20 protein-coding genes are annotated in these 24,044 nt (G+C 71.6%); 9 read left to right on the top strand and 11 right to left on the bottom strand.

The genetic code is table 11. The features are described from left to right. Window positions 1-64: 64 nt before the first annotated feature. Entirely contained in the window at window positions 65-577 is a 513-nt protein-coding gene (locus ACFVDP_RS32200; protein WP_383497501.1) for a helix-turn-helix domain-containing protein, read from the top strand. A 109-nt stretch (window positions 578-686) separates the two neighbouring features. Here ACFVDP_RS32200 and ACFVDP_RS32195 read toward each other — a convergent pair whose 3' ends face one another. Further along, a complete protein-coding gene (locus tag ACFVDP_RS32195) occupies window positions 687-1,409 on the bottom strand; it encodes a 3-keto-5-aminohexanoate cleavage protein (RefSeq protein ID WP_383497499.1) in 723 nt (240 codons plus the stop codon). Window positions 1,410-1,477: 68 nt separating this feature from the next. Here ACFVDP_RS32195 and ACFVDP_RS32190 point away from each other — a divergent pair, with 68 nt between their 5' ends. Both ACFVDP_RS32190 and ACFVDP_RS32185 read left to right on the top strand, forming a co-directional pair. Next, window positions 1,478-1,990 (top strand): hypothetical protein, encoded by a 513-nt coding sequence (locus ACFVDP_RS32190; RefSeq protein ID WP_383497497.1) that lies wholly within the window; start codon window positions 1,478-1,480, stop codon window positions 1,988-1,990. A 42-nt stretch (window positions 1,991-2,032) separates the two neighbouring features. Further along, complete coding sequence (locus tag ACFVDP_RS32185) at window positions 2,033-3,772, top strand: immunity 49 family protein (protein ID WP_383497495.1); 1,740 nt, start codon at window positions 2,033-2,035, stop codon at window positions 3,770-3,772. A 156-nt stretch (window positions 3,773-3,928) separates the two neighbouring features. Here the strand turns inward: ACFVDP_RS32185 and ACFVDP_RS32180 are convergent, their stop codons facing one another. Next, complete coding sequence (locus ACFVDP_RS32180) at window positions 3,929-4,531, bottom strand: hypothetical protein (RefSeq protein WP_383497493.1); 603 nt, start codon at window positions 4,529-4,531, stop codon at window positions 3,929-3,931. Window positions 4,532-4,799: 268 nt separating this feature from the next. Between ACFVDP_RS32180 and ACFVDP_RS32175 the strand changes: the two genes are divergently transcribed. Continuing rightward, window positions 4,800-7,694 carry a penicillin acylase family protein gene (locus ACFVDP_RS32175; RefSeq protein WP_383497491.1) on the top strand — a complete coding sequence of 965 codons (2,895 nt, stop codon included), beginning with the start codon at window positions 4,800-4,802 and terminating at the stop codon, window positions 7,692-7,694. Between the two features lie 48 nt (window positions 7,695-7,742). Here ACFVDP_RS32175 and ACFVDP_RS32170 read toward each other — a convergent pair whose 3' ends face one another. The 3 genes from ACFVDP_RS32170 to ACFVDP_RS32160 all read right to left on the bottom strand — a co-directional run bounded on the left by ACFVDP_RS32170 (window position 7,743) and on the right by ACFVDP_RS32160 (window position 11,904). Beyond that, on the bottom strand, window positions 7,743-9,014 hold the full coding sequence (locus ACFVDP_RS32170) for a serine-threonine protein kinase (RefSeq protein WP_383497489.1): 1,272 nt from the start codon (window positions 9,012-9,014) through the stop codon (window positions 7,743-7,745). 121 nt (window positions 9,015-9,135) lie between these two features. Further along, a complete protein-coding gene (locus ACFVDP_RS32165; RefSeq protein ID WP_383497487.1) occupies window positions 9,136-10,446 on the bottom strand; it encodes an MFS transporter in 1,311 nt (436 codons plus the stop codon). A gap of 207 nt (window positions 10,447-10,653) precedes the next feature. Continuing rightward, the gene (locus ACFVDP_RS32160; protein WP_383497485.1) at window positions 10,654-11,904 is read right to left on the bottom strand and encodes an exo-beta-N-acetylmuramidase NamZ domain-containing protein; all 1,251 of its coding nucleotides are present in this window, start codon (window positions 11,902-11,904) and stop codon (window positions 10,654-10,656) included. A gap of 197 nt (window positions 11,905-12,101) precedes the next feature. Between ACFVDP_RS32160 and ACFVDP_RS32155 the strand changes: the two genes are divergently transcribed. Genes ACFVDP_RS32155 through ACFVDP_RS32145 form a run of 3 tightly spaced genes read left to right on the top strand, consistent with a single transcriptional unit; the run spans window position 12,102 to window position 15,169 of the window. Further along, on the top strand, window positions 12,102-12,866 hold the full coding sequence (locus tag ACFVDP_RS32155; RefSeq protein ID WP_383497729.1) for an SDR family oxidoreductase: 765 nt from the start codon (window positions 12,102-12,104) through the stop codon (window positions 12,864-12,866). Next, complete coding sequence (locus ACFVDP_RS32150) at window positions 12,863-14,542, top strand: class I adenylate-forming enzyme family protein (RefSeq protein ID WP_383497483.1); 1,680 nt, start codon at window positions 12,863-12,865, stop codon at window positions 14,540-14,542. Before ACFVDP_RS32155 ends, ACFVDP_RS32150 begins: the two co-directional genes overlap by 4 nt. Before the next feature lie 30 nt (window positions 14,543-14,572). After that, the gene (locus tag ACFVDP_RS32145) at window positions 14,573-15,169 is read left to right on the top strand and encodes a TetR/AcrR family transcriptional regulator (protein WP_383497481.1); all 597 of its coding nucleotides are present in this window, start codon (window positions 14,573-14,575) and stop codon (window positions 15,167-15,169) included. Window positions 15,170-15,428: 259 nt separating this feature from the next. Here the strand turns inward: ACFVDP_RS32145 and ACFVDP_RS32140 are convergent, their stop codons facing one another. The 6 genes from ACFVDP_RS32140 to ACFVDP_RS32115 form a co-directional block, all read right to left on the bottom strand. Next, entirely contained in the window at window positions 15,429-16,643 is a 1,215-nt protein-coding gene (locus ACFVDP_RS32140; protein ID WP_383497479.1) for an acyl-CoA dehydrogenase family protein, read from the bottom strand. An 8-nt stretch (window positions 16,644-16,651) separates the two neighbouring features. Continuing rightward, a complete protein-coding gene (locus ACFVDP_RS32135; protein ID WP_383497477.1) occupies window positions 16,652-17,680 on the bottom strand; it encodes a phosphotransferase family protein in 1,029 nt (342 codons plus the stop codon). A 708-nt stretch (window positions 17,681-18,388) separates the two neighbouring features. Then, entirely contained in the window at window positions 18,389-18,709 is a 321-nt protein-coding gene (locus ACFVDP_RS32130; protein WP_383497476.1) for a DUF202 domain-containing protein, read from the bottom strand. 3 nt (window positions 18,710-18,712) lie between these two features. Beyond that, window positions 18,713-19,105, bottom strand: a complete 393-nt coding sequence (locus tag ACFVDP_RS32125; protein ID WP_383497474.1) for a YidH family protein — start codon at window positions 19,103-19,105, stop codon at window positions 18,713-18,715. A 21-nt stretch (window positions 19,106-19,126) separates the two neighbouring features. Continuing rightward, the gene (locus ACFVDP_RS32120) at window positions 19,127-19,636 is read right to left on the bottom strand and encodes an NUDIX hydrolase (protein WP_383497471.1); all 510 of its coding nucleotides are present in this window, start codon (window positions 19,634-19,636) and stop codon (window positions 19,127-19,129) included. 443 nt (window positions 19,637-20,079) lie between these two features. After that, window positions 20,080-20,970, bottom strand: a complete 891-nt coding sequence (locus tag ACFVDP_RS32115) for a DMT family transporter (RefSeq protein WP_383497469.1) — start codon at window positions 20,968-20,970, stop codon at window positions 20,080-20,082. 368 nt (window positions 20,971-21,338) lie between these two features. Here ACFVDP_RS32115 and ACFVDP_RS32110 point away from each other — a divergent pair, with 368 nt between their 5' ends. Both ACFVDP_RS32110 and ACFVDP_RS32105 read left to right on the top strand, forming a co-directional pair. Continuing rightward, entirely contained in the window at window positions 21,339-22,316 is a 978-nt protein-coding gene (locus ACFVDP_RS32110; protein ID WP_383497467.1) for a hypothetical protein, read from the top strand. Between the two features lie 60 nt (window positions 22,317-22,376). Further along, window positions 22,377-23,915 carry an APC family permease gene (locus tag ACFVDP_RS32105; protein ID WP_383497465.1) on the top strand — a complete coding sequence of 513 codons (1,539 nt, stop codon included), beginning with the start codon at window positions 22,377-22,379 and terminating at the stop codon, window positions 23,913-23,915. Window positions 23,916-24,044 lie beyond the last annotated feature (129 nt).

Raw genomic sequence — 24,044 nt, 5'->3', positions numbered from 1 at the left:
GGAGTTAACCATGACGGTAGGGTGCCCAGGAATGGGGGCAGCAGCGAAAGGGCGTTACAAGTTCATGAACGTGGGACCCGGCATCCGGCGCAGGCGCCGCGCCCTGGAGCTGACCCTCGCCGAGGTGGCCCGACGGGCCGGGGTCTCCGTCCCCTTCCTCAGCCAGGTCGAGAACGGCCGGTCGCGCCCCAGCATGAGCTCGTTGCAGCGGATCGCCGACGCGCTCGACACCACGGCCGTCGAGATCCTCGCGGCGGCGCAGGAGCCTCGGCCGGTCGACGTCGTACGGGCCGCCGACGGCGCCGCGACCGCCGACGGCACCCGGCCCCTGGTGCGCGGCCAACAGCGGCTGCACGCACTGGAGTTCACCGGCGACCACGACTGGGACCGCGAGTACCGCCACCGCGGCGACGAACTCCTCTACGTCGCCGACGGCGCGGCCGAGGTGGAGGCGGACGGCGTCCGCTACCGCCTGGACCGCGGCGACACCCTCTACTGCGCGGCCGAACTCCCCCACCGCTGGCGCCCGCTGGAGCCCGGAACAAGGGTGCTAGTGGTGGGGCTGGCAGCCCCGTAAGGGGCGCGGGGCTGTATCGATATGCGGCTCCGCCGCGTGGGCGCGACCAGCCACGACGAAGCCGCGGACGCAACCACTGGCTATTGGGGCAGACGCCCCCGCGGCATTCCTAAAACTCCCCGCGCCCCCGCACGGCGACCTCCACCAACTGGGCGTTACTGACGGCCCGCCCCCCGTCCGGCAGGACCAAGGTGTCCTCGAGCCCGACCCGGGTCGCAAGCCCAAGGCGCTGAGCCAGCCGCAGCACGGGCCACGTGCCACCCTCCTCCCCGTGCAGCAGCACAGGCCTGCCGTGCCCGGTGCCGATCGCCTCCAGCAACGTAAGAGCAGAGGCGCCCGAGGTCACCGGATCCGGATCCGTGACCTCGGCGAGCACCCGCAGCACCCGCCCCGCCAGCGGCGACACCGCGAACCGCGCGGCGCCGTCCGTGCCGGACCACAGCCCGGCCTCCACACCCACCCCGCGCTCGAGAAGCGCCGCGGCGACCGCCTCCGCGCCCTCCTCGTGCCAGTTCACGGACGCGTGGTCCGGCAGCGTCGTCCAGGAACGGATCCGCGCCACCCGGTCCGCCGGGTCCGGCTCGGCCCACGCGCCCGTCGTCACCCCGACCGGCACCGCCACCCGGCTCCGGATCACGTCGAGCGTGGCCGCAACCGCGCGCGGCGACAACGTGTCTTGCCCACAAGGGGACTTGGGGTGAACATGCACATCCGACGCACCGGCGGCGACCGCCGCCGCCGCGGCCTCGCCCAGTGCGGCGGGGGACAGCGGAACCACCGCTCCGTCGCCCGCACCACGAGCGCCGTTCAGACACACCTGTACGAACTCCATCCCTGTGATGGTGCCAGCAGCCACCGACAACAGCAGCCGAACCGCCGCGACGGGGGAGTGCGAAACCCATGGCAGTAGCGATCAGTTCACTGAAGTTCGAGGCCGCCCGCTCGGGCGCCCAGAAGATCACGTACGACAACGACGGGTACCACCTCGTGCGCTTCCCGTACGCGACGGCCGAGGAGTCGTACGACCCCTGGAACATGCACGGCCCGTCCGCCGGCGGCGGCTCGTCGAAGTACCCGGACGCCCGCTCCGGCCTGATCTGGCCGAGCCACGACGGCTGGGGGACCCTGTCCGCCCTCGTCTTCTGGGCGGCGAACGACCGGGCCACCGAGTACCGCGCCCGCTTCGTGCGCGACCCGCTGAACCTGTCCACCGGCTACGACTCGACCGCCACCACCGACATCGCGGCCACCGGCGGCGGCCAGTACCGCTCCTACACCTGGCAGATGTTCGTGCACCCGGGCACCCCGGTCGGCCTGAAGATCGCGGCCCGGCGCGGGGACACCCACCTCTCGGTGCCGCTCACACTGGCCGAGTTCAAACTGGCGATCGAGACCGAGGTGATCCGCCCGTAGAACCCGCCCGCGCCCGGCGGCACGCCTCGTAGAGTCGGGGCCGTGATTTCCAACGACACGTCCGACCCGCACCTGTCCATGCTCACCGGCGCGCAGGCCGACCACCTGCGCGCCCTCGTCGCCGGCCACCTGCACACCCGTACCGGCGCGCACCCCACGATGACCGGCGACGCGGCCGAGTCCGAGGGGCACCGCCACCCGCTGACGAATCTGGCGCAGCGCTGCCGTGTCGCGCCCGAGGCGGAGTGGCCCGCGATGGTCGAGACGTTCTTCACGAACCTGGCGCAGGCCTCCCAAGGCGGCGAGAGCGCCGAGGAGTTGCTGGAGCGGACCTGTCTGCGGCTGGTGGCGCCGGACGCGATCCCCGCCGACGCGGCCGACGAGTTCGGGTACATGAGAGGCGTCGCCGAGGGGCTGCATCTCGCCCTCGCGCTCGACGCGCCCACCTCTGTGCGGCTGCTCACCGACGCCGACGTGGAGCGGGCCGGCGCCGACGCGCTCTGGGCCGCCGCCGAGCGCAACCTCGTCCGCGAGCCGATGCGGACCGAGGAGGTCCGGCTCGACGGGCACCCCGTCCTGTACTCCGTGTACGGCGATTCGCCGTTCGTCTCCACCAAGGCGCTGATCCTGCCCGAACTGGTCGCCGAGGCCACCGGCAGGCGGATGCCGGACGCGGGCGCGCTCGTCGTCGTGCCGACCCGGCATCTGCTCGCGTTCCACCCGATCGTCGACGGCACCGCGGCCGACGCCGTCAACGACCTTGCCACGTACGCCGTCAAGGCCCACGAGGACGGCCCGGGATCGCTCTCGCCCCGCGTCTACCGGTGGCACGACGGGCGCCTCACCTCGCTCACCGTCATCGACCACGAGAACCGCACCTTCGCGCAGCAGCCGCCCCCGGAACTCGTCGACGCACTGCGGAGCCTGCGCGCACTCGACCGGGCCGGACGGCTCGTGACCTCGGCGCCGACGGTTCAGGTGCCCGAACTCACTGCCGAAACCATCGAGTTGATCACCGAGGCGGCGAACGACCCGGAGCGGCTGCCCGCGGCCTTCGACGCCGCCGTCACCCTCGCCCACGCGCACGCGGCCGACGACCCCGACGCGGACCGCGTGGAGACCTGGGACGCCTGGGTGACCGCGCTCCAGCTCGGCACCGCCCTGTTTGCCGCGACCGACGAGGTCACGACACGGCTCGGCGGGCGGGAGCTGACGGTGCCCGCCACCGGACCCGGGGTGCGCGGGGACGCCCGTGCCTGGCTCGACACGTTCTGGCTGACCCTGGTGACCCGGGAGCGCGAGCGCACCGAACGGCTGTGCCAGGTGCCGTCCGAGGCTCTGCGCGGCGGCGGGACGCCGGTCGACGATCACGTCCTGCACTTCGCCGACACCCTGCGCTCGTACTGGCTGCGCCGTCCCGTCGACGAGGTCGTCGAGAAGCTGGCCGCCGCGATGGACGCCGCGCACCCGAAGACGGCCACGATCGCGCCGAAGGACTTCGTCAACTCCGTCGACTACCAGCCCATCGGCCTGTTCCACCGGCTCCTCACGCAGGAGGACGACAGGTTCACTGCGCTGCTCGCGGAGGCGCTGGAGGAGCACCGCAGCTACTGGGCCGGGTCCACGGCGCCGCGCTCGCGGGTCGCGCTCGGGCCGCTCGCGCTGGCCTGTCTCGCGTACGACGGGGAGCTCCCCGTGGACACGGACCAGCCGTTCCTGCCGCGGCATCTGCTCGACCGGGGGCGGCTCGAAGCGATCCCGGGCTCACTCGCGCGGGTCTGAGGGCAGCTCGGTCCGGGGCCGGGGGTCGGCTCGGTTCAGGACTGCGGTCGGCTCGGTCCGGGTTCGAGGGCAGCCGGATGAAACCGGGGGTGCGATGGTGGCCGATCCTGCGGCCCGCACCCCCGTCGCGCTGTACGTGGCTCCGCGCCGGGAGCCCTAGGCCGAGACCAGCAACCGTGCCCGGCGGGCCTCGGTGAGGGCCGCGGGGGTGAGAACCGGCCGCGGCACGACGATGCCGCAGCGGGTGCAGACGGGACCCGACGACGGCTCGTGCGCCAGGTCGTGCTTCCAGACGAGTCCGCTGCCCGCGCAGACCGGGCAGCACTCGCCCGGCTCGCGCTCCAGAGCGGCGATCAGCCGGCGGAGAACCTCGGCCAGCGCTCCGGTGGGGTGCACCGACGGGTCGTCGCACCAGGCGACTCCGAAGCCGCCCCAGGTCAGCCGGTGCCAGTCGTCCACCGTGCCCGGGCGGCGCAGCCCGTCGTGCTTCTCCTTGCGCCTGCGCTCCGCGAAGGCGACTTCGTACGCGAGCCAGACGGCCCGCGCCTCTTCCAGCTCCTCCAGCGCCGCGACCAGCCTGGCCGGGTCGGGGGAGCGGTCCTCGGGTCCGAGACCGGCCCGTTCACACAGGTGGTCCCAGGTCGCCCGGTGCCCGTAGGGGGCGAATCTCTCAAGGCACTTGCGCAGTGAGTATCGCCGCAGTGCCAGATCGTTGCGCGGATCGCGCACCTGTCTTGCCAGACTCCGGAATCCAGCCATCGCCCTGCACCTCCGTCACACGTACGTCGGCGTCGCCGCAGCCATGAAGCGACGTCGCCGAGTAGACGTACCGACACACGATTCGGATCCCTTCGAGGGCCGCCGATTCCCATTCGATTTCCGATGGGGTCCATCACCGGCACCTTGTGAGGCCGGGGACTTGCTGAGTGATCCCTGTGATGATTCCGAAAACGTGACGCATGTTCATCTTCTGTCGTTGGCTAACCGCCGGTAACCTCCGGCACACCCATCGTCGGGAGGACCAGGCATGCGACGACGCATTCCACGCACCACCCTGAACAGAGCGACCAGCAGGACGCGCGGTCCTCTGCGGAGAGTTACGGCCGCCGCGGCCCTCCTGCTCACCGCGGGACTGCTTTCCCCACTGACGACCCCGGCGGCGAGTGCCGCCGCCGACGAGCCCGTCCCGGTCACCGACTACTGCCAAGGGCAGTGCTCGGACATACTGCCTCCCGGGGCGAACGGCAGCGCCACGCTCGCCGAGATCCTCGGGAACAAGCTGTTCGGCACGCAGCCGCAGCACGCTGACGATCAGCTCGGTCCCTATGACGCGCTCTCGTCCGGCTACCCGTCGCTCACGGACGACACACTCTCGAACTTCTTCAACGACTCCTCCTTCGGTGTACCGGACGGGTCGGTCGCCTCCGTCACGCGCCCGCGCGACGATGTGACCATCACCCGTGACAAGAAGAACGGCGTACCCCACATCAAAGGTTCCACGCGCTACGGAACCGAGTTCGGCGCCGGCTTCGCCGCAGGTCAGGACCGCATGTGGCTGATCGACCTGTTCCGGCACATCGGCCGCGGCGAGCTGACGTCCTTCGCGGGCGGCGCGCTGGCCAACCAGGGACTCGAACAGGAATTCTGGCCGCAGGCCCCGTACACCGAGGACGATCTGCAGAAGCAGGTCGACTTCATCAAGACCCAGGGCGGCACGCGCGGCCAGCAGGCCATGGACGACGCGCAGGCCTACATCGACGGCCTCAACGCCTACCGGGTCAAGTCGAAGAACGGCCGCTACTTCCCCGGTGAGTACGTGCTCACCGGCAAGGTCGACGCGATCACGAACATCGGCGAGATCCAGCCGTTCAAGGTGACCGACATGATCGCGCTGGCCTCGGTGGTCGGCGGCCTGTTCGGCAACGGCGGCGGGGGAGAGGTCGGCCAGGCCCTCTCGCTGATGCAGGCGCAGGAGAAGTACGGCGTCCAGAAGGGCACCGAGGTCTGGGAGTCCTTCCGCGGCCGCGACGACCCGGAGGCCGTCAGCACCATCCACGACGGCACGAGCTTCCCCTACGGCCAGAAACCGGCGAACGCGCGCGGCCAGGCCCTGCCCGACAAGGGATCCGTCCAGAGCGAGCAGGTCGTCCACGACCGAACCGGCTCGGCCGCCACGGCCTCCGCCAAGTCCGGCGACAGCATCGCCGAGGACCCCGTGAAGGCGCCGAAGAACCTCAAACCGCTCCAGGGCATGTACGACGACGGGGTGCTCCCCGCCGACCTGTTCGCCGGCAACGACACGGGGACCAGGAAGGGCATGTCGAACGCCCTCCTCGTCTCCGGCGACCACACCGCGTCCGGTCATCCGGTCGCCGTGTTCGGTCCGCAGACCGGCTACTTCGCGCCCCAGCTGCTGATGATGCAGGAGCTCCAGGGCCCCGGCATCAGCGCCCGCGGTGTCTCCTTCGCCGGTGTCGGCATGTACATCCAGCTCGGCCGCGGCCAGGACTACTCCTGGTCGGCGACCTCGGCCGGACAGGACATCACGGACACCTACGCGGTCCAGCTGTGCGAGGCCGACGGCTCCACGCCCACCAAGCAGTCCACGTCGTACCTCTACCACGGCACCTGCACGCCGATGGAGAAGCTGGAGAAGAAGAACTCCTGGAAGCCGACGGTCGCCGACTCCACGGCGGCCGGCTCCTACCGCATGCAGGTCTTCCGCACGAAGTACGGCATCGTCACGCACCGCGCGACGGTCGGCGGCAAACCCGTCGCGTACGCCGCGCTGCGCTCCACCTACCGGCACGAGGCCGACTCGATCATCGGCTTCCAGATGCTCAACGACCCGTCGTACGTCAAGGACGCGGCGTCCTTCGAGAAGGCGGCGCAGCACATCAGCTACGCCTTCAACTGGTTCTACGCGGACTCGCGCGACATCGCGTACTACAACAGCGGCAGCAATCCGGTGCGCGCCGCCGACGTCGACGGCTCGATGCCCGTGAAGGCCGAACCGGCCTACGAGTGGAAGGACTTCGACCCGGCGGACAACACGGCCGCGTACACCCCGCCGGACCAGCACCCGAACTCCGTGAACCAGGACTATTACGTCTCCTGGAACAACAAGCAGGCCAAGGGCTTCGGGGCCGCCAACTTCAGCCTCGGCGCCGTGCAGCGCGCCAACCTGCTCGACGACCGGGTGAAGAAGCTCACCGCGCAGGGCGGTGTCACCCGGGCCTCGCTGACGCAGGCCATGGAGGAGTCGGCGGTCACCGATCTGCGCGGCGAACAGGTGCTGCCGGAGATCCTCAAGGTGATCCGCAGCAAGCCGGTCGACGACCCCGCGCAGGCGAAGGCCGTGCAGCAGCTGGAGGCATGGGTGAAGGGAGGCGCCCAGCGCAACCAGACGTCCGCGGGCTCCAAGACGTACGCGCACCCGGACGCCGTACGGATCATGGACGCGTGGTGGCCGCTCCTGGTCGAGGCCGAGTTCAAGCCGGGCCTCGGCGACGACCTCTACCAGGCGCTGACCGGCGAACTGACCGTGGACGAGGCGCCGTCCGCCGGGCACGGGCCGACGGGTTCGCACGCCGGATCCTCGTTCCAGTACGGCTGGTGGGGCTATGTCGACAAGGATCTGCGGTCGGTGCTCGGCCAGCCGGTGCAGGGGAAGCTGGGCGCGCAGTACTGCGGCGCCGGTGACCTGTCCGCCTGCCGGGACGCCCTCCTGAAGACCCTGACGACGGCCGCCGCGAAGCCGGCCACCGAGGTCTACCCCGGTGACGACACCTGCAAGGCCGGGGACCAGTGGTGCGCGGACACCATCGTCCACCGGGCGCTCGGCGGGATCACCCACCGCTCGATGCAGTGGCAGAACCGGCCGACCTACCAGCAGGTCGTGGAGTTCCCGGCACACCGGTAGCTCTTCGGGGGCGCGGGGCCGCATGTCGACACGGCGGCCCCGCGTCCCTTACGGGGCTGCCACCCGGCCTGCCGAGAGGACCACCCGGGCCAGCTCCGGATGGCAGATGTCGCTGTGGGCGCCCGACGGCGGCGGCCCGTTGCGCACCACCTGGGACGCGTCCACGCTCACGCATCCCGACCCCGGTACCCCGGCCCCCAGCACCTCGGCCAGAGACTTCCGCACCGACCCGTTCACCTCCAGGATCCCGTCGTGCCCGAGCGCGCCCCAGCGCAGGCCGAGGTCGACGGCGCCGCGGTCGTCGCCCGCGAGGCAGGAGGCCAGCGGGTACAGCACGCCCAGCGCCGTGTCGAAACGGGAGTAGCAGCCCACCAGCGGGCCGTCGATCCGGGCCTGCCGACCGCCCAGAACACCACGCCGCGCGAACGAGTAGTGCGAGAAGGCGCCTTGCAGCAGCGTCACCGACTTCACGTTCCGCGCCTGCGCGGGCAGTCCGGCCAGTGCGAACGACACGAGCCGCGCGCCGAAACTGTGCCCGACCAGATGCGCCCGCACCTGCGGCGCCTCGGCGGCGAGCCGCCCGAGCGCCGGTCCGAGCCCTTTCTGGCCGACCGTCCCCGCCCGCCGCTTCATGGCGAAGTACGTCGCCTGGCGCAGGAGTTCATGGGCGCCGTTCCACGCCTTGGACAGACCGTCCGGCAGCCTGAACGAGGTGACGTCCCGCGCGGTCTCCGCCAGCGCGTCGGAGAACCGCAGACAGATGTCCCGGGTGTCCTGCTGGAACATGGCGAGCGCGCTGTGCGCCGACAGCTCCGGGACCGTGTCGGCGGCGATCCCGTCCGTCCGTACCCCCGTCAACTGCCGTACCAGACCGCCGAACTCGTCGAACGCGTCCGGCGGCTGCTCGTCGAGGAGCCCGGCCAGCCGGTCGACGACGGGGGCGTGCCCCGGGAAGACCGCGTCGAGCGCCTGCCGGGTCTCCTGGTCCAGGGCCGTCCGCGGTACGGCGGGACCCGCGGTGGCCGCCGGGGCGAAGTCCGGGATGCGCTCGTCCGTGAACCGCATCGAGGGCCACAGCACGCCGACATAGCCGAGGTGCGCGCCCGGCGCGAGGGACGGGAACGGCGCGAAGAAGCGGTCGTAGAGCCGGGTCGCGGTGTCGTGGTCGTCGTTCCAGCCGTGCGCGAAGAGGACGAGGTCCCGCACCCCGCGCTCGCGCACCCCGCGCAGCAGCGCGTCCAGTCGGCCCGGGTCGGGATCCCCGTCGGCGTCGAACGACAGCTCCCAGTAGGGACGTACATGTACTTCCGGTGCGGCCATGGCCAACCCCCGTGGCAGTTCCGTGCGTGTGCCGCATCGTCCCGCCGGGTCCGGAGGTTGGCCATATGCCCCGTCAAAGTCCGCGTGTAATGAGCGAGTTCGCGTACGAGGAGGTGCCGTACTAGGAGAGTTCGCGCTCCCGCGTCTCCGGCAGCGCGAGCACGCACAGCAGCGAGACGACCGCCATCGCGCTCACGTACCAGCCCACCGACGCCGAGCCGAAGGAACCCTGGAGCCGCGTCGCCACCAGCGGCGACACCGCGCCGCCGAGCACCCCGCCCAGGTTGTACGCGAACGAGGCGCCCGAGTACCGCACCCGCACCCCGAACAGCTCCGGGAGATAGGCGCCCATCGGGCCGTACACCACGCCCATGCAGAACAGGGCGCCGCCGAGCGCGAGCGCGATGAGCACCGGCTGCTCGGTGTCCATCAGCGGGAACAGGACCAGGCCCCACACGACCGCGATCCCGGAGCCGATCAGCACGGTCTTCCGGCGGCCGCCCGCGTCCGAGCGGGTCGCCGCCAGCCAGGTGCCGGCGGCCAGGAACAGGCACGCCACGAGCTGAGTGGTGAGCATGGTGCCGCGCGGCACGCCGAGCGTCTTGGTGCCGTACGCGAGGCAGTACGTGGTGGCCGTGTAGAAGAGGCCGTACGCGATGATCATGCCGCCCGCGCCGAGCAGGATCTCCTTCGGATGCCGCTTGAACACTTCGAGAGCCGGTGCCCGGCTGGCCTCCTGATGGTCCATCACCTGCTGGAAGACCGGCGTCTCGCTGATCTTCAGGCGGACGAACAGGCCCACCGCGACGAGCAGGAAGGACAGCAGGAACGGCACCCGCCAGCCCCACGACGTGAACGCGTCGTCGGACAGCGTCTCCGACAGCAGCCAGAAGATGCCGGTGGCCGCGAAAAAGCCGACGGACGGGCCGAGTTGGGGGAACGCGGCGAACAGCCCGCGTTTTCCGCGCGGCGCGTGCTCCACGGCGAGCAGCGCCGCACCGCCCCACTCGCCGCCGAGCCCGACGCCCTGGAGGAAGCGCAGCAGGACCAGCAGGATCGGCGCCCACACGCCGAGCGTGGAGTAGCCGGGCAGCAGCCCCACGCACGCCGTGGACAGGCCCATCAGGAGCAGCGACGCCACGAGCACCGACTTGCGGCCGACGCGGTCGCCGAAGTGGCCGAAGACCAGCGAACCGATGGGCCGGGCGGCGAACGCGACGGCGTACGTCGAGAAGGAGGCGAGGGTGCCGTTCAGGTCGGAGAGGTTCGGGAAGAACGCGTCGTTGAGGACGAGCGCGGCGGCCGTTCCGTAGACGTAGAAGTCGTAGAACTCGATGGCCGTACCGATGAAACTGGCCACGGCGACGCGGCGCAGGCTCTCCGGCTGCGCCGCGTGGGCGGTGTTTTCCCTGATGGAGTCATCTTTGAGCACGCAGTGCACTGTCGCGTTAGCTGTATGTACCAGTCAATGGGTGGGACGAGTTGTCTCGTGGCGTGAGACAAGCCCCGCCAGGGGCGCGGGGAACTGCGCGAGCAACCGACGAAAAGCCGCGGACGCGTCTGCTCGGTGCATGAGCAGACGCGTCCGCGGCTTTCGTTGTGGCTGAGCGCGCAGTTCCCCGCGCCCCCTCCGGGGCGCCTACCTGTAGGTCAGATAGCGGGCGCGCACGGCCCGGAACGCGGCCAGCTCCCGCTTCCAGGCCCCCACGACCTCGTCGGTCGAGGCACCCCCGTCGATCATCGTGCGGACCTGCGTCGATCCGGTGAGTTTGTCGATCCAGTTGTCCGAGCGCCAGGCGAAGTCCTTCCAGACCTGCTTGGCGGTGACGAGGAGCGCGACGCCCGTGCGCACCGGGTCGAAGGACACCCGGTCGTCGACGTGCAGCTGTACGCCGCCGATCGTCTTGCCCTGGAACTTGGAGAACGTCGGCGCGAAGTACGCCTCCCTGAAGTGCACTCCGGGCAGCGCGAGTTCGTTCGCCGCGGCGGCCCACGACCGGTCGATGCCCTCGGCGCCGAGCAGTTCGAAGGGGCGGGTGGTGCCGCGGCCCTCGGAGAGGTTCGTGCCCTCGAACAGGCAGGTGCCCGCGTACACGAGCGCGGTGTCGGGCGTCGGCATGTTCGGGCTGGGCGGCACCCACGGCAGCCCCGAGGCGTCGTAGAAGTCGTCGCGCCGCCAGCCGGACATCGTGACCGTGGCCAGCTCGACGGGGTGCGTCAGGTACTCGCCGTTGAACAGCCGGGCCAGCTCCGTGACGGTCATCCCGTGTGCCTGGGAGATCTCCCGGCGGCCGACGAACGTCGCGAACTCCTTGTGCAGCACCGGCCCGTAGGCGCCCCGGCCCGTCATCGGGTTCGGCCGGTCGAGGACCACGAACTTCTTGCCCGCGAGCTGCGCCGCCTCCATGCAGTCGTACAGCGTCCAGATGTACGTGTAGAAGCGGGCGCCCACGTCCTGGATGTCGAAGACGACCGTGTCGACGCCGGACGCCGTGAAGATGTCCGCGAGGGTCTGGCCGCTCTTCAAGTACGTGTCGTAGACCGGGAGTCCGGTCGCCGGGTCGTCGTAGCGGCCCTCCGAGCCGCCCGCCTGCGCGGTGCCGCGGAAGCCGTGCTCCGGGCCGAACACCGCCTTCAGGTCGACGCGTCCGTCGGCGTGCATCACGTCCACGATGTGCTGGACGTCGCGGGTGACGCCGGTCGGGTTGGTGACGACGCCGACCTTCTGGCCGTCGAGGAGCCGGTAGCCGTCCCCCTCCAGCCGCTCGAAGCCCGTACGCAGCGGCCGGCCCCCGCCGCCCCGCCCGGCGGCCCGGGCCGACCCGGCGGCGCCGGCGCTCGCGGCGCCCGCCGCCCCCGCCGCGAGCAGCACCCGTCTCGACATGTTCATGCAGGAACCTCCGTGATCATCGGAACTGGCATGGCCATGCACGCTAGCCCGTCGGCGGCCCCCGGGGAACGAACCCCGGGCAACGAACCTCCGCGGATCACCAGGTCCGAACCCCTTCCACCACTCCATACCGACTGGTTAGTCTGCTGGGGCAACGAGCCGATCACGTCGTGCCCGAGTCGTGTCGAAGGAGACCGATCGTGGAGAGTCTGCAAGGCCAGTCAGTCGTCGTCACCGGCGCGGGGGGCGGCATCGGCGCCGCGCTCGCCGCCCGGTTCGCGGCCGCGGGAGCCCGGGTCGTCGTCAACGACCTGGATGCCGACAAGGCCGGGGCCGTCGCCGCGGAGATCGGCGGGACGGCCGTGCCCGGAGACGCCTCCTCCGTGGTCGAGCAGGCCCGTGACGCCCTCGGCGGCAGCGTCGACATCTACTGCGCCAACGCGGGCCTGGCCTCCGGCGGCACCGAGGCGGCCCCCGAGGAGGTGTGGGCGGCGGCCTGGGACGTCAACGTCATGGCGCACGTCCGCGCCGCCCACGCCCTGCTGCCGGACTGGCTGGAGCGGGGCAGCGGCCGCTTCGTCTCGACCGTCTCCGCGGCAGGCCTGCTCAGCATGGTCGGGGCGGCCCCGTACAGCGTCACCAAGCACGGCGCGTACGCCTTCGCCGAGTGGCTCTCGCTCACGTACCGCCACCGCGGCCTGAAGGTCCACGCGATCTGCCCGCAGGGCGTGCGCACCGACATGCTCACCGCGTCCGGCTCCGCCGGTGACCTGGTCCTCGCGCCGACCGCGATCGAGCCGGCGGACGTCGCCGACGCGCTGTTCGCCGGCATGGCGGAGGACCGCTTCCTGATCCTGCCGCACCCCGAGGTCGCCGAGTACTACACGGCCCGCGCCGCCGTCCCCGACCGCTGGCTGACGAACATGAACCACATCCAGCAGAAGTGGGAGGCCGCCCAGTGAGCGACCCGACCGTGGAATCGATCTATGCGGCGCGGCCCTGGCTCGGCGTCCTCAACGACGCGCAGAAGGCCCCCGTCACCCCGGCCGCCTCCGTCGCGCACGCCTTCGCCGACGCCGTCCGCCGCGCCCCCGACACCACCGCCCTCGCCTACTTCGACGGCCGCCTGACCTACGCCGAGGTGGACGCCCTGTCCGACTCGGTGGCCGGGCACCTCGCCGAGCGCGGCCTGGCCCGCGGCGACCGTGTCGCGGTCATGCTCCAGAACTCGCCGCACTTCGTGATCGCGCTGCTCGGCGCCTTCAAGGCGGGCGCCGTCGTCGTCCCGGTCAACCCGATGTACAAGTCGGGCGAGGTCGGCCACGTCCTGCACGACGCCGAGGTCACCGGGCTCGTCTGCACCGACCGCGCCTGGGAGGCGTATCTGCGCGAGACCGCCGCGGACTCTCCCGTACGGATCGTGCTGACCGCCTGCGAACTCGACCTCCAGACGCGCGGCGACCAGCGGGTGCTGAACTTCGAGCGCGTCACTCCGGCCGCGACGGACGCCGACGACCTCGTCACCATCGCCCGTGCGGGCCACAAGCCACCTGCCGGACGGGAGTTGACCGGCGACGACATCGCGCTGATCAGCTACACCTCCGGGACGAGCGGCGCCCCGAAGGGCGCCACCAACCTGCACCGCAACATCACGTACAACGCGGAGCGTCAGCGCACCGGCCTCGGGCTGCCCGAGGGCGCGACCTACTTCGCGCTCGCTCCGCTCTTCCACATCACCGGCATGGTGTGCGAACTGGTCGCCTCCTTCGCCAACGCCGGCACCCTCGCCCTCGCCTACCGCTTCGAGCCGGGCGTCGTCCTCGACGCGTTCGCCGAGCACATGCCCGCGTACACGGTCGGCCCGTCCACCGCCTTCATGGCCCTTGCCGCCCAGCCGCAGGCCACCCGCGAACACTTCGCGTCGTTCTCGTCGATCTCCTCGGGCGGCGCCCCGGTGCCGCCCGCGCTGGTGGAGAAGTTCCGCGACGCCTTCGGCCCGTACATCCACAACGGCTACGGCCTCACCGAGTGCACCGCGCCCTGCGCGTCCGTGCCACCCGGCACCGAAGCCCCGGTCGACCCGGTCTCCGGCACCCTCGCGGTCGGCGTCCCCGGCCCCGACTCGGTGGTCCGCATCCTCGACGACCTCGGTCACGAGGTGCCCTTCGGCGAGCAGGGCGAGATCGCGGTCCGCGGCCCCCAGGTCGTGCCGGGCTACTGGCGCCGCCCCGAAGCCACCGAAGAGGGCTTCCCCGAGGGGGAGTTGCGCACCGGCGACATCGGCTTCATGGACGCGGACGGCTGGCTGTACGTCGTCGACCGCAAGAAGGACATGATCAACGCGTCCGGGTTCAAGGTGTGGCCGCGCGAGGTCGAGGACGTCCTCTACACCCACCCCGGGGTCCGTGAGGCGGCCGTCGTCGGCATCCCCGACGCCTACCGCGGCGAGAGCGTGAAGGCGTACGTCAGCCTGCGCCCTGGCGCGCAGGCGACCCCCGAGGAGCTGGCCGCCTACTGCAAGGAGCGGCTCGCGGCGTACAAATATCCCCGTGAGGTGGAGGTCCTGCGCGAGCTGCCCAAGACGGCTAGTGGGAAGATCCTCCGACGGGAGCTGCGTTCTCCCTCCGCACACGGTTAGTCGACAGACAGCGAAAGGAAGGTGGCGGCAGTGCCCAGGACGACGACGGGCGGCGACGGCACACCCGTTCCGCAGCGCCTCCTCGCGGCCGCCACCCGGCTCTTCGCCGAGCAGGGCTACGACCGCACCTCCGTCCAGGAGATCGTGGAGGCCGCGGGCGTCACCAAAGGCGCCCTCTACCACTACTTCGGGTCCAAGGACGATCTGCTGCACGAGGTGTACGCGCGTCTGCTCCGCCTCCAGCAGGAGCGGCTGGACGCCTTCGCCGACCGGGACGAGCCGGTCGAGCAGCGGCTCCGCGAGGCGGCGGCCGACGTCGTCGTCACGACGATCGAGAACCTCGACGACGCGGCGATCTTCTTCCGGTCCATGCACCATCTCAGCCCCGAGAAGAACAAGCAGGTGCGGGCTGAACGGCGTCGGTACCACGAGCGGTTCCGGGCGCTGATCGAGGAGGGCCAGAAGACCGGCGTCTTCTCCTCGAAGCCGTCCGCGGACCTGGTCGTGGACTACCACTTCGGCTCGATCCACCACCTGTCCACGTGGTACCGCCCCAACGGCCCCCTCACCCCACAGCAACTCGCCGACCAACTGGCGGAGCTGCTGCTGCGGGCCCTTAGGCCGTAACTCTGCGGGCGTCGTCGGTCGGGTGCGGGTTGCGTCGTGGCTGGTCGCGCAGTTCCCCGCGCCCCTTGTCGGGTTGTCGGTCGGCTGACGGCCGGTGGCCGCTTCTCGCGCAGTTCCCCGCGCCCCTGAGGCGAGCTTCGCTCGCCCAGGGGGTGCGCGGAGCGCATGTCTCTTGATGAGATGGCGCACGAAGTGCGCATCTCAGGGGCGCGGGGAACTGCGCGACCAGCCACAGAGCACCCGCGCCCGAGGACGAGACCTAGACGAACCGCTTCAGCTCCCGGCGAGCCAGCGATCGCTGGTGCACCTCGTCCGGGCCGTCAGCCAAGCGCAGCGTCCGCGCCCCCGCCCACAACTCCGCCAGCGGATAGTCCTGCGACACCCCACCGGCCCCGTACAACTGCACGGCCTTGTCGATGATGTCGACGACGGTCCGCGGAGTCGCGATCTTGATCGACTGGATCTCGGTGTGGGCGCCCCGGTTGCCGACGGTGTCCATCAGCCAGGCCGTCTTCAGCACCAGCAGCCGCAACTGCTCCACGGCCACCCGCGCGTCCGCGATCCACTCCTGCACGACCCCCTGCTGGGCCAGCGGCTTGCCGAACGCGGTACGGGCCACAGCCCGCTGGCACATCAGGTCGATGGCCCGCTCGGCCATGCCGATCAGCCGCATGCAGTGGTGGATACGGCCCGGACCGAGCCGCGCCTGGGCGATGCCGAAGCCGCCGCCCTCCTCGCCGATCAGATTGCCGGCCGGCACCCGGGCCCCGTCGAAGATCACCTCGGCGTGCCCGCCGTGCCAGTGGTCCTCGTACCCGTACACGGTCATGGCCCGCCGCACCTCCACCCCGGGGGTGTCGCGGGGGACCAGCACCATCGACTGCTGGCGCCGGATGTCGGGCCCGTCGGGGTCGGTCTTGCCCATCACGATGAAGATCTTGCAGTTCGGGTTCATCGCGCCCGAGATGTAGAACTTCCGGCCCGTGATGACGTAGTCGTCGCCATCGCGCTCGATCCGGGTCGTGATGTTCGTGGCGTCCGAGGAGGCGACCTCCGGCTCGGTCATCGCGAACGCGGAGCGGATCTCCCCGGCGAGCAACGGCTCCAGCCACTGCTTCTTCTGCGCGTCGTCACCGAACTGGGCGAGCACCTCCATGTTCCCGGTGTCGGGCGCCGCGCAGTTCAGCGCGGTCGGCGCCAACTGCGGGCTGCGGCCGGTGATCTCGGCGAGCGGCGCGTACTGGAGGTTGGTCAGCCCGGCGCCGTGCTCGGCATCGGGAAGGAAGAGGTTCCACAGGCCCTGCCGGCGCGCCTCGGCCTTCAACTCCCCGACCACGGCCGGGGTCTCCCACGGTGAGCCGAGCGCGGCGCGCTGCTCGGCGGCGACGGCCTCGGCCGGGTGGACGTGCTCGTCCATGAAGGCGAGGAGCTTGCCGCGCAGCTCCTCGGTACGGGCGTCGAATGCGAAGTCCATGATGCGCGTCAGCCTTTCTGGAGGGTGTCGGTGCCGTGCTCGATGAAGACCGGGACCAGCTCGCCGATCCGGTCGAACCCGGCGCCGACCGTCTGACCGAGCGTGTAGCGGTAGTGGATGCCCTCGAGGATCACGGCGAGCTTGAACCAGGCGAACGCCGTGTACCAGGACACCGCGGACACGTCGCGCCCCGAGCGCGCGGCGTACCGTTCGATCAGCTCGGCCGGGGCCGGATGCCCGGCGGCCGCCGCCGTCGTGGAGATGGGGGAGTCGGGCAGTTCGAGCCGGGCGCTGTACATCGCCAGCAGCCCCAGGTCGGTCAGCGGATCGCCGAGTGTCGACATCTCCCAGTCCAGGACGGCCTTGATCCGGTCGACGCCGTCGGCATCCTGGCGGACCAGGACGTTGTCAAGGCGGTAGTCGCCGTGCACGATCGTCGCGGCGGGGGAGTCGGGCAGCGAGCGCCCGAGGGCGGCGTGCAGCTCGTCGATACCGGCCAGGTCACGGTTGCGGGAAGCGTCCAACTGCTTCCCCCAGCGCCGCAGTTGACGGTCGAGGAAGCCGTCGGGCCGCCCGAAGTCCGCCAGGCCCACCTCGGCAGGGTCGACCGCGTGCAGATCGACGAGCGTGTCCACGAGCCCGAGCACGGCGGCGCGGGTCCGCTCGGCGCCGAGCGGGGCGAGCTGCTCGGTGCTCCGGTAGGGCGTCCCCTCGACGAACTCCATGACATAGAACGGCGCCCCGACGACGCTCTCGTCCTCGCACAGCAGCAGCGCCTCGGGCACCGGCACGGGGGTGTCGTGCAGCGCCGCGATGACCCGGTGCTCGCGCTTCATGTCGTGCGCGGTGGCCAGCACATGCCCGAGCGGCGGCCTGCGGACCACCCACTTCGACGTCCCGTCGCTCACCTCGTACGTGAGATTGGACCGCCCGCCCTCGATGAGCCGCCCGGACAGGGGGCCGCCGACCAGGCCGGGCCGCTCGCGATCGAGGTGGGCGCGCAGCTGGTCGAGATCGAGACCTGGGGGGTGACTCATCGTGGTCCTCCGAGAATCCGGGACGGGTGCGACTCATCATGCCGACCAGTCGGTATGTCGTCCAGTGGCTGGCGGAAACGTGATCGTTCGCACGGCGGTCCGCGGGTGGTCCACGGTGCCCTGTCCGCCCGCGCGAGCGAAAGGCCCCGGCGGGGGTTGTTCTCCGTCTGCGGGCCGCGTCGTGGCTGGTCGCGCTTGCGCTCCGCGCTCCTGGGTTGTCGTTCGGGTGCGGCTCTCGTCGTGGCTGGTCGCGCAGTTCCCCGCGCCCCTTATCGGTTGTCGTTCGGGTGCGGGCCGGTGGCCGCTTCTCGCGCAGTTCCCCGCGCCCCTGGAGATGCGCACTTCGTGCGCTGTCTCCATGAAGGCGCGCCACCCACCCAAAGTGGAGGCGCGGCCACTGTCTCGGATGGAGGCGCGCCACCTGCCCAAGGTGGAGGCGCGGCCTCTGTTTCGGGTGGAGGCGCGCCACCTGCCCAAGGTGGAGGCGCGGCCTCTGTTTCGGGTGGAGGCGCGCCCCCTGCCCGTGGGCGAACGCGCGCCCCTGCCCCGTGTGGAGGCGCGCGGAGCGCAGCCTCAAGGGGAGGCGGCGCGTAGCGCCTGCCTCGGGGGCGCGGGGAACGGCGCGAGAAGCGGCCACCGGCCTGCAGATGACGAACTACCCAGGGGCGCGGGGAACTGCGCGAACGGCGGTCACCGGGGTCGCGCCGGTCAGACCACCAGGGCCACGGCGAAAACGGCCAGTGCCACCGTGCACAAGGCCGCTGTCACAGCCCCCCGCACCGACATCACCGGCGGCGCCGCCTCATTCAGAGCCAGCCCCGTGATCCGGCGATGCGCGACGCCCAGGAAGCCGAGCCACACCAGCAGCACCAGCGCGGCAGCCGTCCACTCGACCACCCCGACGGAACCGTGCAGCACGGTCTTGAAGGCAAGCACGGCCGCCACGGTGCACGACAACGTCGTACGCCGCCACGCCAGCCGCGTCCGCGCCGGCTGCAACCCGGGATCACGCCGGGCGCCGTCCACCACGGCTCACCCCTCCCAGCCCACGAGCACCACCACGACCATGGCCACGGCGACCAGCGCCACGACCAGGCTGAGCACGGCCGGAAAGCGGGACACCGGCAGATCGTCGCCGCGCCGCATCGCCCGCTCGCACCGCACCCAGTGACTCACGGCCCGCAACGAGCAGAGCACCCCGGCGGCGAGCAGCGCGAGCGCGAGGCCGACCCGCCAGCCCCAGCGCAGATCGGGCAGGAACTGGTCCACCGCGAACCCGCCGCCGATCAGCGCCAGCGCCGTCCGGACCCAGGCGAGAAAGGTCCGCTCGTTGGCGAGCGAGAAACGGTAGTCGGGCGTATCGCCCTCGTCCCTGATGCGCTCGGGCGCGAACCAGAGGCGGATGTTACGCACGAAATCGATCACCGGCAGGACACTACCTCCGGGTCACCGGTGCGCCCTCCACCGGTCGAAGGCCGCCAGGCTGTCCGGCGTCCACGCCCAGTCGCCGAGCCGCCGCTCCAGCTCGTCGAGGCTCAGGAACGCGTACCAGTCGATCTCCTCGGCCTGCGGTCGCACCGGCAGATCGACGGTGACCTCGTACACGGCCGACCACCAGCTGCCCCGCGAGCCGTCACCCTCGTACAGGAACCGGAACAGCGGCGTCGGCTGCGGCAGCCCGCTGACCCCCAGCTCCTCCTCCGCCTCCCGCAGCGCGGCCTCGTCATAGGTCTCGCCCGCGCCGACGACGCCGCCGACGAACATGTCGTACATCCCGGGGAAGACCATTTTCGTGGCGGTGCGCCGATGCACGAAGACCTCGCCGGTCGGGTTTCTGGCCAGGATGAACGCGCACCGGTGGCGCAGCCCGCGCGCATACGCGTCCCCGCGGGGGGCTTGGCCGGTGACGTTGTCCTGGTCGTCGACGATGTCGAGGATCTCTTCAGCGGGGTCCATACCGGCGAGGCTACGCGCGGCGGGGCCGTCGTCCGTCCGCGGCTCCGGTGGGGGCTGGTCGCGCAGTTCCCCGCGCCCCTGAGATGCGCACTCCGTGCGCCATCTCATCAGAGCCGCGCCCCCTGCCCAAGGCGGAGACGAGCCCCACCCCTCAGGAGAGGCGCGCGAAGCGCAGCCTCAGGGGGAGGCGGCGCGCAGCGCCTGCCTCAGGGGCGCGGGGAACTGCGCGAGAAGCGGCCACCGGCCGGCAGACGAAGAACTACCCAGGGGCGCGGGGAACTGCGCGAGAAGCGGCCACCGGCCGGCAGATGACGAACTACCCAGGGGCGCGGGGAACTGCGCGAGAAGCGGCCACCGGCCGGCAGATGACGAACTACCCAGGGGCGCGGGGAACTGCGCGACCAGCCACGACGCACCCGGCACCCGACCCCGCACCCCCACCCCTAAACCCCGGCCCCCGCCCGCACCCGCCCCCGCGCGGCAGCGCCCGGCATCGCGGGATGCAGTCCCAGCAGCACCACCCCCACCACGATCCCGGCCAACCCCACCGCCTCCCAGGCCAGCGCCCCGGTATCGGCCCGCAGCCGGTCCCCGAGGAACCCCACCCCGCACACGATCCCGGCCAACGGCTGCGCGGCAGTCAGCGCGGGCAGCGACATCCGCAGCGGCGCCGTCTCGAACGCGCTCTGTACGAGGACCAGCCCCGTCACCCCGAGCGCGATCACCGCGTACGGCTGCCAGCCGGAGAAGACGGCCGCCATGCCCCCGCCCGAGAACCGCTGCCCGCACACCCGGGTCAGCGCGTCCTGCACCCCGTACAGCAGCCCGGCGGCCACCGCGAGCAGCGCAGGGCCCGCGCTCAGCCGGGAACGCTTCGCGAGAGCGGCGAGCAGCAGGGCCGTGCCGACCATCACGCCGATGATCAGCCAGTGCCGCAGCGGATCCGTGACCGCGCTGCCGCCGCGCGGCTGCCCGGCCACGATGAAGGCGGTGACGCCCCCCGCGAGCAGTACAAGACCCGCCCAGCCCTGCCGGCCGAGCGGCTGTCTGGTCTGCCGGCGCGACAGCATCAGCGCGAAGAGCAGATTGGTCGCGAGCAGCGGCTCCACCAGGGTCACCTCGCCCTGCCCGAGCGCGACGGCACCGAGCACCATGCCGCACACCATCAGCCCTATGCCGCCGAGCCAGCGCGGCACCCGCACGAGGTCGAGGAGCAGGCGCGGGGAGAGGAAGTCCCCCAGCGGGGCGTGCGCCGCCGCGTTCTGCTGGAGGACGAAACCGGTGCCCAGGCAGAATGCCGCGCTCACGGCGAGGACGAGTACGAGGACCGACACGCTGCGCACCTCTACGGACTGCGGACTGCGGACTGGAGAAGCAGGGGTGGGTATGGGCCGACGATAGCGCCCCCCGGCGCTACCCGCCCCACGGGAGTGCGCCCTTCCGCGACCGGCCCGCGGCTTCCTGTACTCGTGTCACCGCCGCAACTGACGCTCTGACGAGGGAGGTTGAAGTGACGACAACCGCAACTCGCATATGCCATTGGTGAGTTGGTGAACTCCGTCACTCGATCACCCTTGACGTGGAGCGGCCGCTACCGCTTTGCTGTCCGTGATCATTGACCTGGCCGCGCAGCGTCGCGCGGAGCCGGAGAGATCCGCCGAGATCCGAAGAGCCGAAGAAGAGCCGAAGAGGAACCGTCGCGGTGCCCCCACCCCCGCCTCCGCTCGGGCGCTCCCGCAGGAAGCCCGGGTACCCCGCGGGCTTCGACGACCCCGCACTCGACGACCGTGACCTCGTGGCCGCCCGTACGGCCCTCGCCCAGGGCCGTTGGACCGAGGCCCGCGCGCTGCTCGCCGCCACCGGCGACGACTGGGACCGCCGCGGCCACCGCCTCATGGGGCTCGCCCGGGAGCCCACGGCGAGCGCCTGGGCCGGCGACTGGCTGCTCGTCGAACCCGAGTCCACGGACGCGTCGGTGCTGCTCGCCCTGGCCGCCGTACACCGCGCCGTCGGCGGGAAGACCGGCGCCGACCAGGCCCGCACCGCGTGTCTCGACGCGGCGCAGCTGGTGCCCGACGACCCCACTCCCTGGCTCGGGCTGCTCCATCTGGAGCGGGAGGTGGGCCGCGAGGAGGACGTCGTACGGCTCTTCGACGAGGTGCGCCACCGGCATCCCGTGCACCATCACGCCCACCATCTGATGGTGGCCAGGCTCGCCGAGCGGCGCCCCGACGCCGGGCAGGACCCGCTGCACGAGGTGTACGACTTCGCCGCCTGGGCGGCCGAGCAGGCCCCGCCGGGCTCGCCGCTCGCCGTGGTGCCGGTCGTCGCGCACGCCGAGCGGTTCCGGGTGCTCGCGCGGGCGGGCGCGGTGCCCGGCGATCCGAAACGCTCCGGGCACTGGGCCGGGCGACGCGCCCGCCTCGTCATGAAGGCCGCCTTCGACTGGTGGCTGGAGTGGGGCGACCCCTACGGCCGGGCCGGTGTCGTGCACCCGCGCGGCCGCATCGACCTGAACTTCCTCGCCCACGCCAAGTACTGCGAGGGCCGGCCGGCCGAGGCGGCCGCCCTGTTCCACCGCATCGGACCGCACATCACGGCGGCCCCGTGGTCGTACGGCGACCAGGACCCGTACGCGGCGTTCGTCGCCGCGCGCGACGCCGCGCTCGGCGCGGTGTGACCCCGTGCCTGCTCCACCCGCTACACCATCGGCTACTCCATCGGAAGGGACGGCCCCGCGATGACGACGGGCAGATCGAGCACGAGTGACACCGCACAGGATCCGGGCATAGCCACGTTCAAGGGGGAGGAGAGCGCGCTGCGGGCCGGACGGCTCGGCACGGCGGGCCTGCTGCTCTCCGTGCTCGCCGCGACGGCGCCGCTGATGGTGGTGGCCGGTGTCATGCCGACCACGTTCGCCGTGGTCGGCGCGGTCGGGCAGCCGCTGCTCTTCCTCGTGCTCGGTGTCGTCCTCGCACTGTTCAGCGTCGGCTACGCGGAGATGAGCCGGCACGTCCACAACGCCGGCGCGTTCTACGCGTACATCACCCGCGGTCTCGGCCCGACCGCCGGATCCGCGGCGGCGCTGGTCGCCCTCCTCGCCTACAGCTCCTTCCAGGTCGGCATCTTCGGCATCTTCGGCTTCGAGGTGTCCGCCCTCGCGCAGGAACACCTCGACGTGCAGATCGCCTGGTGGATCCCGGCGCTCGTGGCCGTCGCCGTGGTCGCCGTGTGCGGCCTGCTGAAGATCGACATCAACGCGCGGGTGCTCGGCGTGCTGCTCCTCATCGAGGTCGCCCTCGTGGTGGTCTTCGACATCGCGGCGCTCGGCGACCCGGGCAAGGAGGGCGTCTCCCTGCACGCGTTCAACCCGGACACCCTCTCCGGCGTCGGCATCGGCACCGCCCTGTGCTTCTGCATCGCGGCGTTCGCGGGCTTCGAGCAGGCGCCGGTCTACGCGGAGGAGACCAGCCGCCCGCACATCCTCGTGCCGCGCGTCATGTATCTGGCGGTGGGCGGCGTCGCCGTGTTCTTCGCGATCAGCTCCTGGGCGCTGACGGTGGCCACCGGCCCCTCGGCGATCGTGGGCCAGGCCCAGAAGCAGTCGGCGGGCCTGCTCTTCGGCCTCACCGAGGACCGTCTCGGCACCACGTTCACGGACATCGTGCACGTCCTGTTCATCACCGGGATGTTCGCGGCGATGCTCAGCTTCCACAACGTCGTCGCGCGGTACGCGTTCGCCATGGGCCGCGAGGGGCTGCTGCCCGCCGTCTTCGGCCGCACCCACAGTGCGAGCGGGGCGCCCGGCGCCGGGTCGGTGCTGCAGACCGTGATCGCGGCGGTCGTCGTCATGGCCTTCGCCGTCACCGACTCCGGCGGCGCGGGGGATCCGACGGCGCCCGTCCTGCGCTTGTTCACTTGGGGCGGGAATGTGGGCGCGCTCGGGGTCATCCTGCTGATGGCCGTCGCGTCGGTCGCGGTCATCGTCTTCTTCGTGCGGCGCGGGGCCGCTGCCGCTCAGGGGTGGCGGCTTGCCGCCTCCGCGGTCTCCGGCGCGGCCCTGCTGGTCATCGCCGGCTACACCGTCAAGGACTTCGACGTGCTCGTCGGCTCCGGCCCCGACTCGGCGCTGAACTGGCTGCTGCCCGGCCTGATCGTCCTCGCCGCGCTTGCCGGCATCGCCCACAGCCTGATCCTCCGCCGCCGCAACCCCCAGGCCCACGCCCGCATCGGCCTGGGCAACGAGGCCTTCCAACTGGAGAAGAAGAGCACCCAGTAGCACGCGGCCCGTCTGCGGCCCGGTGGGGCTTCTCGCGCAGTTCCCCGCGCCCCTTTTCGGGTTGTCGGTCGTGTGCGGGCCGGTGGGGGCTGGTCGCGCAGTTCCCCGCGCCCCTGGAGATGCGCACTT

It is taken from the genome of Streptomyces sp. NPDC057694 (genome assembly GCF_042799415.1).
Classification (GTDB): Bacteria; Actinomycetota; Actinomycetes; order Streptomycetales; family Streptomycetaceae; genus Streptomyces.
This window is presented reverse-complemented; position numbering and strand designations above follow the sequence as displayed.

Excerpts from the sequence above, each read along its gene's own strand:
- ACFVDP_RS32200 (WP_383497501.1), top strand. The coding sequence starts at position 65 with ATGAACGTGGGACCCGGCATCCGGCGCAGGCGCCGCGCCCTGGAGCTG.
- ACFVDP_RS32195 (WP_383497499.1), bottom strand. The coding sequence starts at position 1,409 with ATGGAGTTCGTACAGGTGTGTCTGAACGGCGCTCGTGGTGCGGGCGAC.
- ACFVDP_RS32190 (WP_383497497.1), top strand. The coding sequence starts at position 1,478 with ATGGCAGTAGCGATCAGTTCACTGAAGTTCGAGGCCGCCCGCTCGGGC.
- ACFVDP_RS32180 (WP_383497493.1), bottom strand. The coding sequence starts at position 4,531 with ATGGCTGGATTCCGGAGTCTGGCAAGACAGGTGCGCGATCCGCGCAAC.
- ACFVDP_RS32175 (WP_383497491.1), top strand. The coding sequence starts at position 4,800 with ATGCGACGACGCATTCCACGCACCACCCTGAACAGAGCGACCAGCAGG.
- ACFVDP_RS32170 (WP_383497489.1), bottom strand. The coding sequence starts at position 9,014 with ATGGCCGCACCGGAAGTACATGTACGTCCCTACTGGGAGCTGTCGTTC.
- ACFVDP_RS32160 (WP_383497485.1), bottom strand. The coding sequence starts at position 11,904 with ATGAACATGTCGAGACGGGTGCTGCTCGCGGCGGGGGCGGCGGGCGCC.
- ACFVDP_RS32140 (WP_383497479.1), bottom strand. The coding sequence starts at position 16,643 with ATGGACTTCGCATTCGACGCCCGTACCGAGGAGCTGCGCGGCAAGCTC.
- ACFVDP_RS32135 (WP_383497477.1), bottom strand. The coding sequence starts at position 17,680 with ATGAGTCACCCCCCAGGTCTCGATCTCGACCAGCTGCGCGCCCACCTC.
- ACFVDP_RS32120 (WP_383497471.1), bottom strand. The coding sequence starts at position 19,636 with ATGGACCCCGCTGAAGAGATCCTCGACATCGTCGACGACCAGGACAAC.
- ACFVDP_RS32105 (WP_383497465.1), top strand. The coding sequence starts at position 22,377 with ATGACGACGGGCAGATCGAGCACGAGTGACACCGCACAGGATCCGGGC.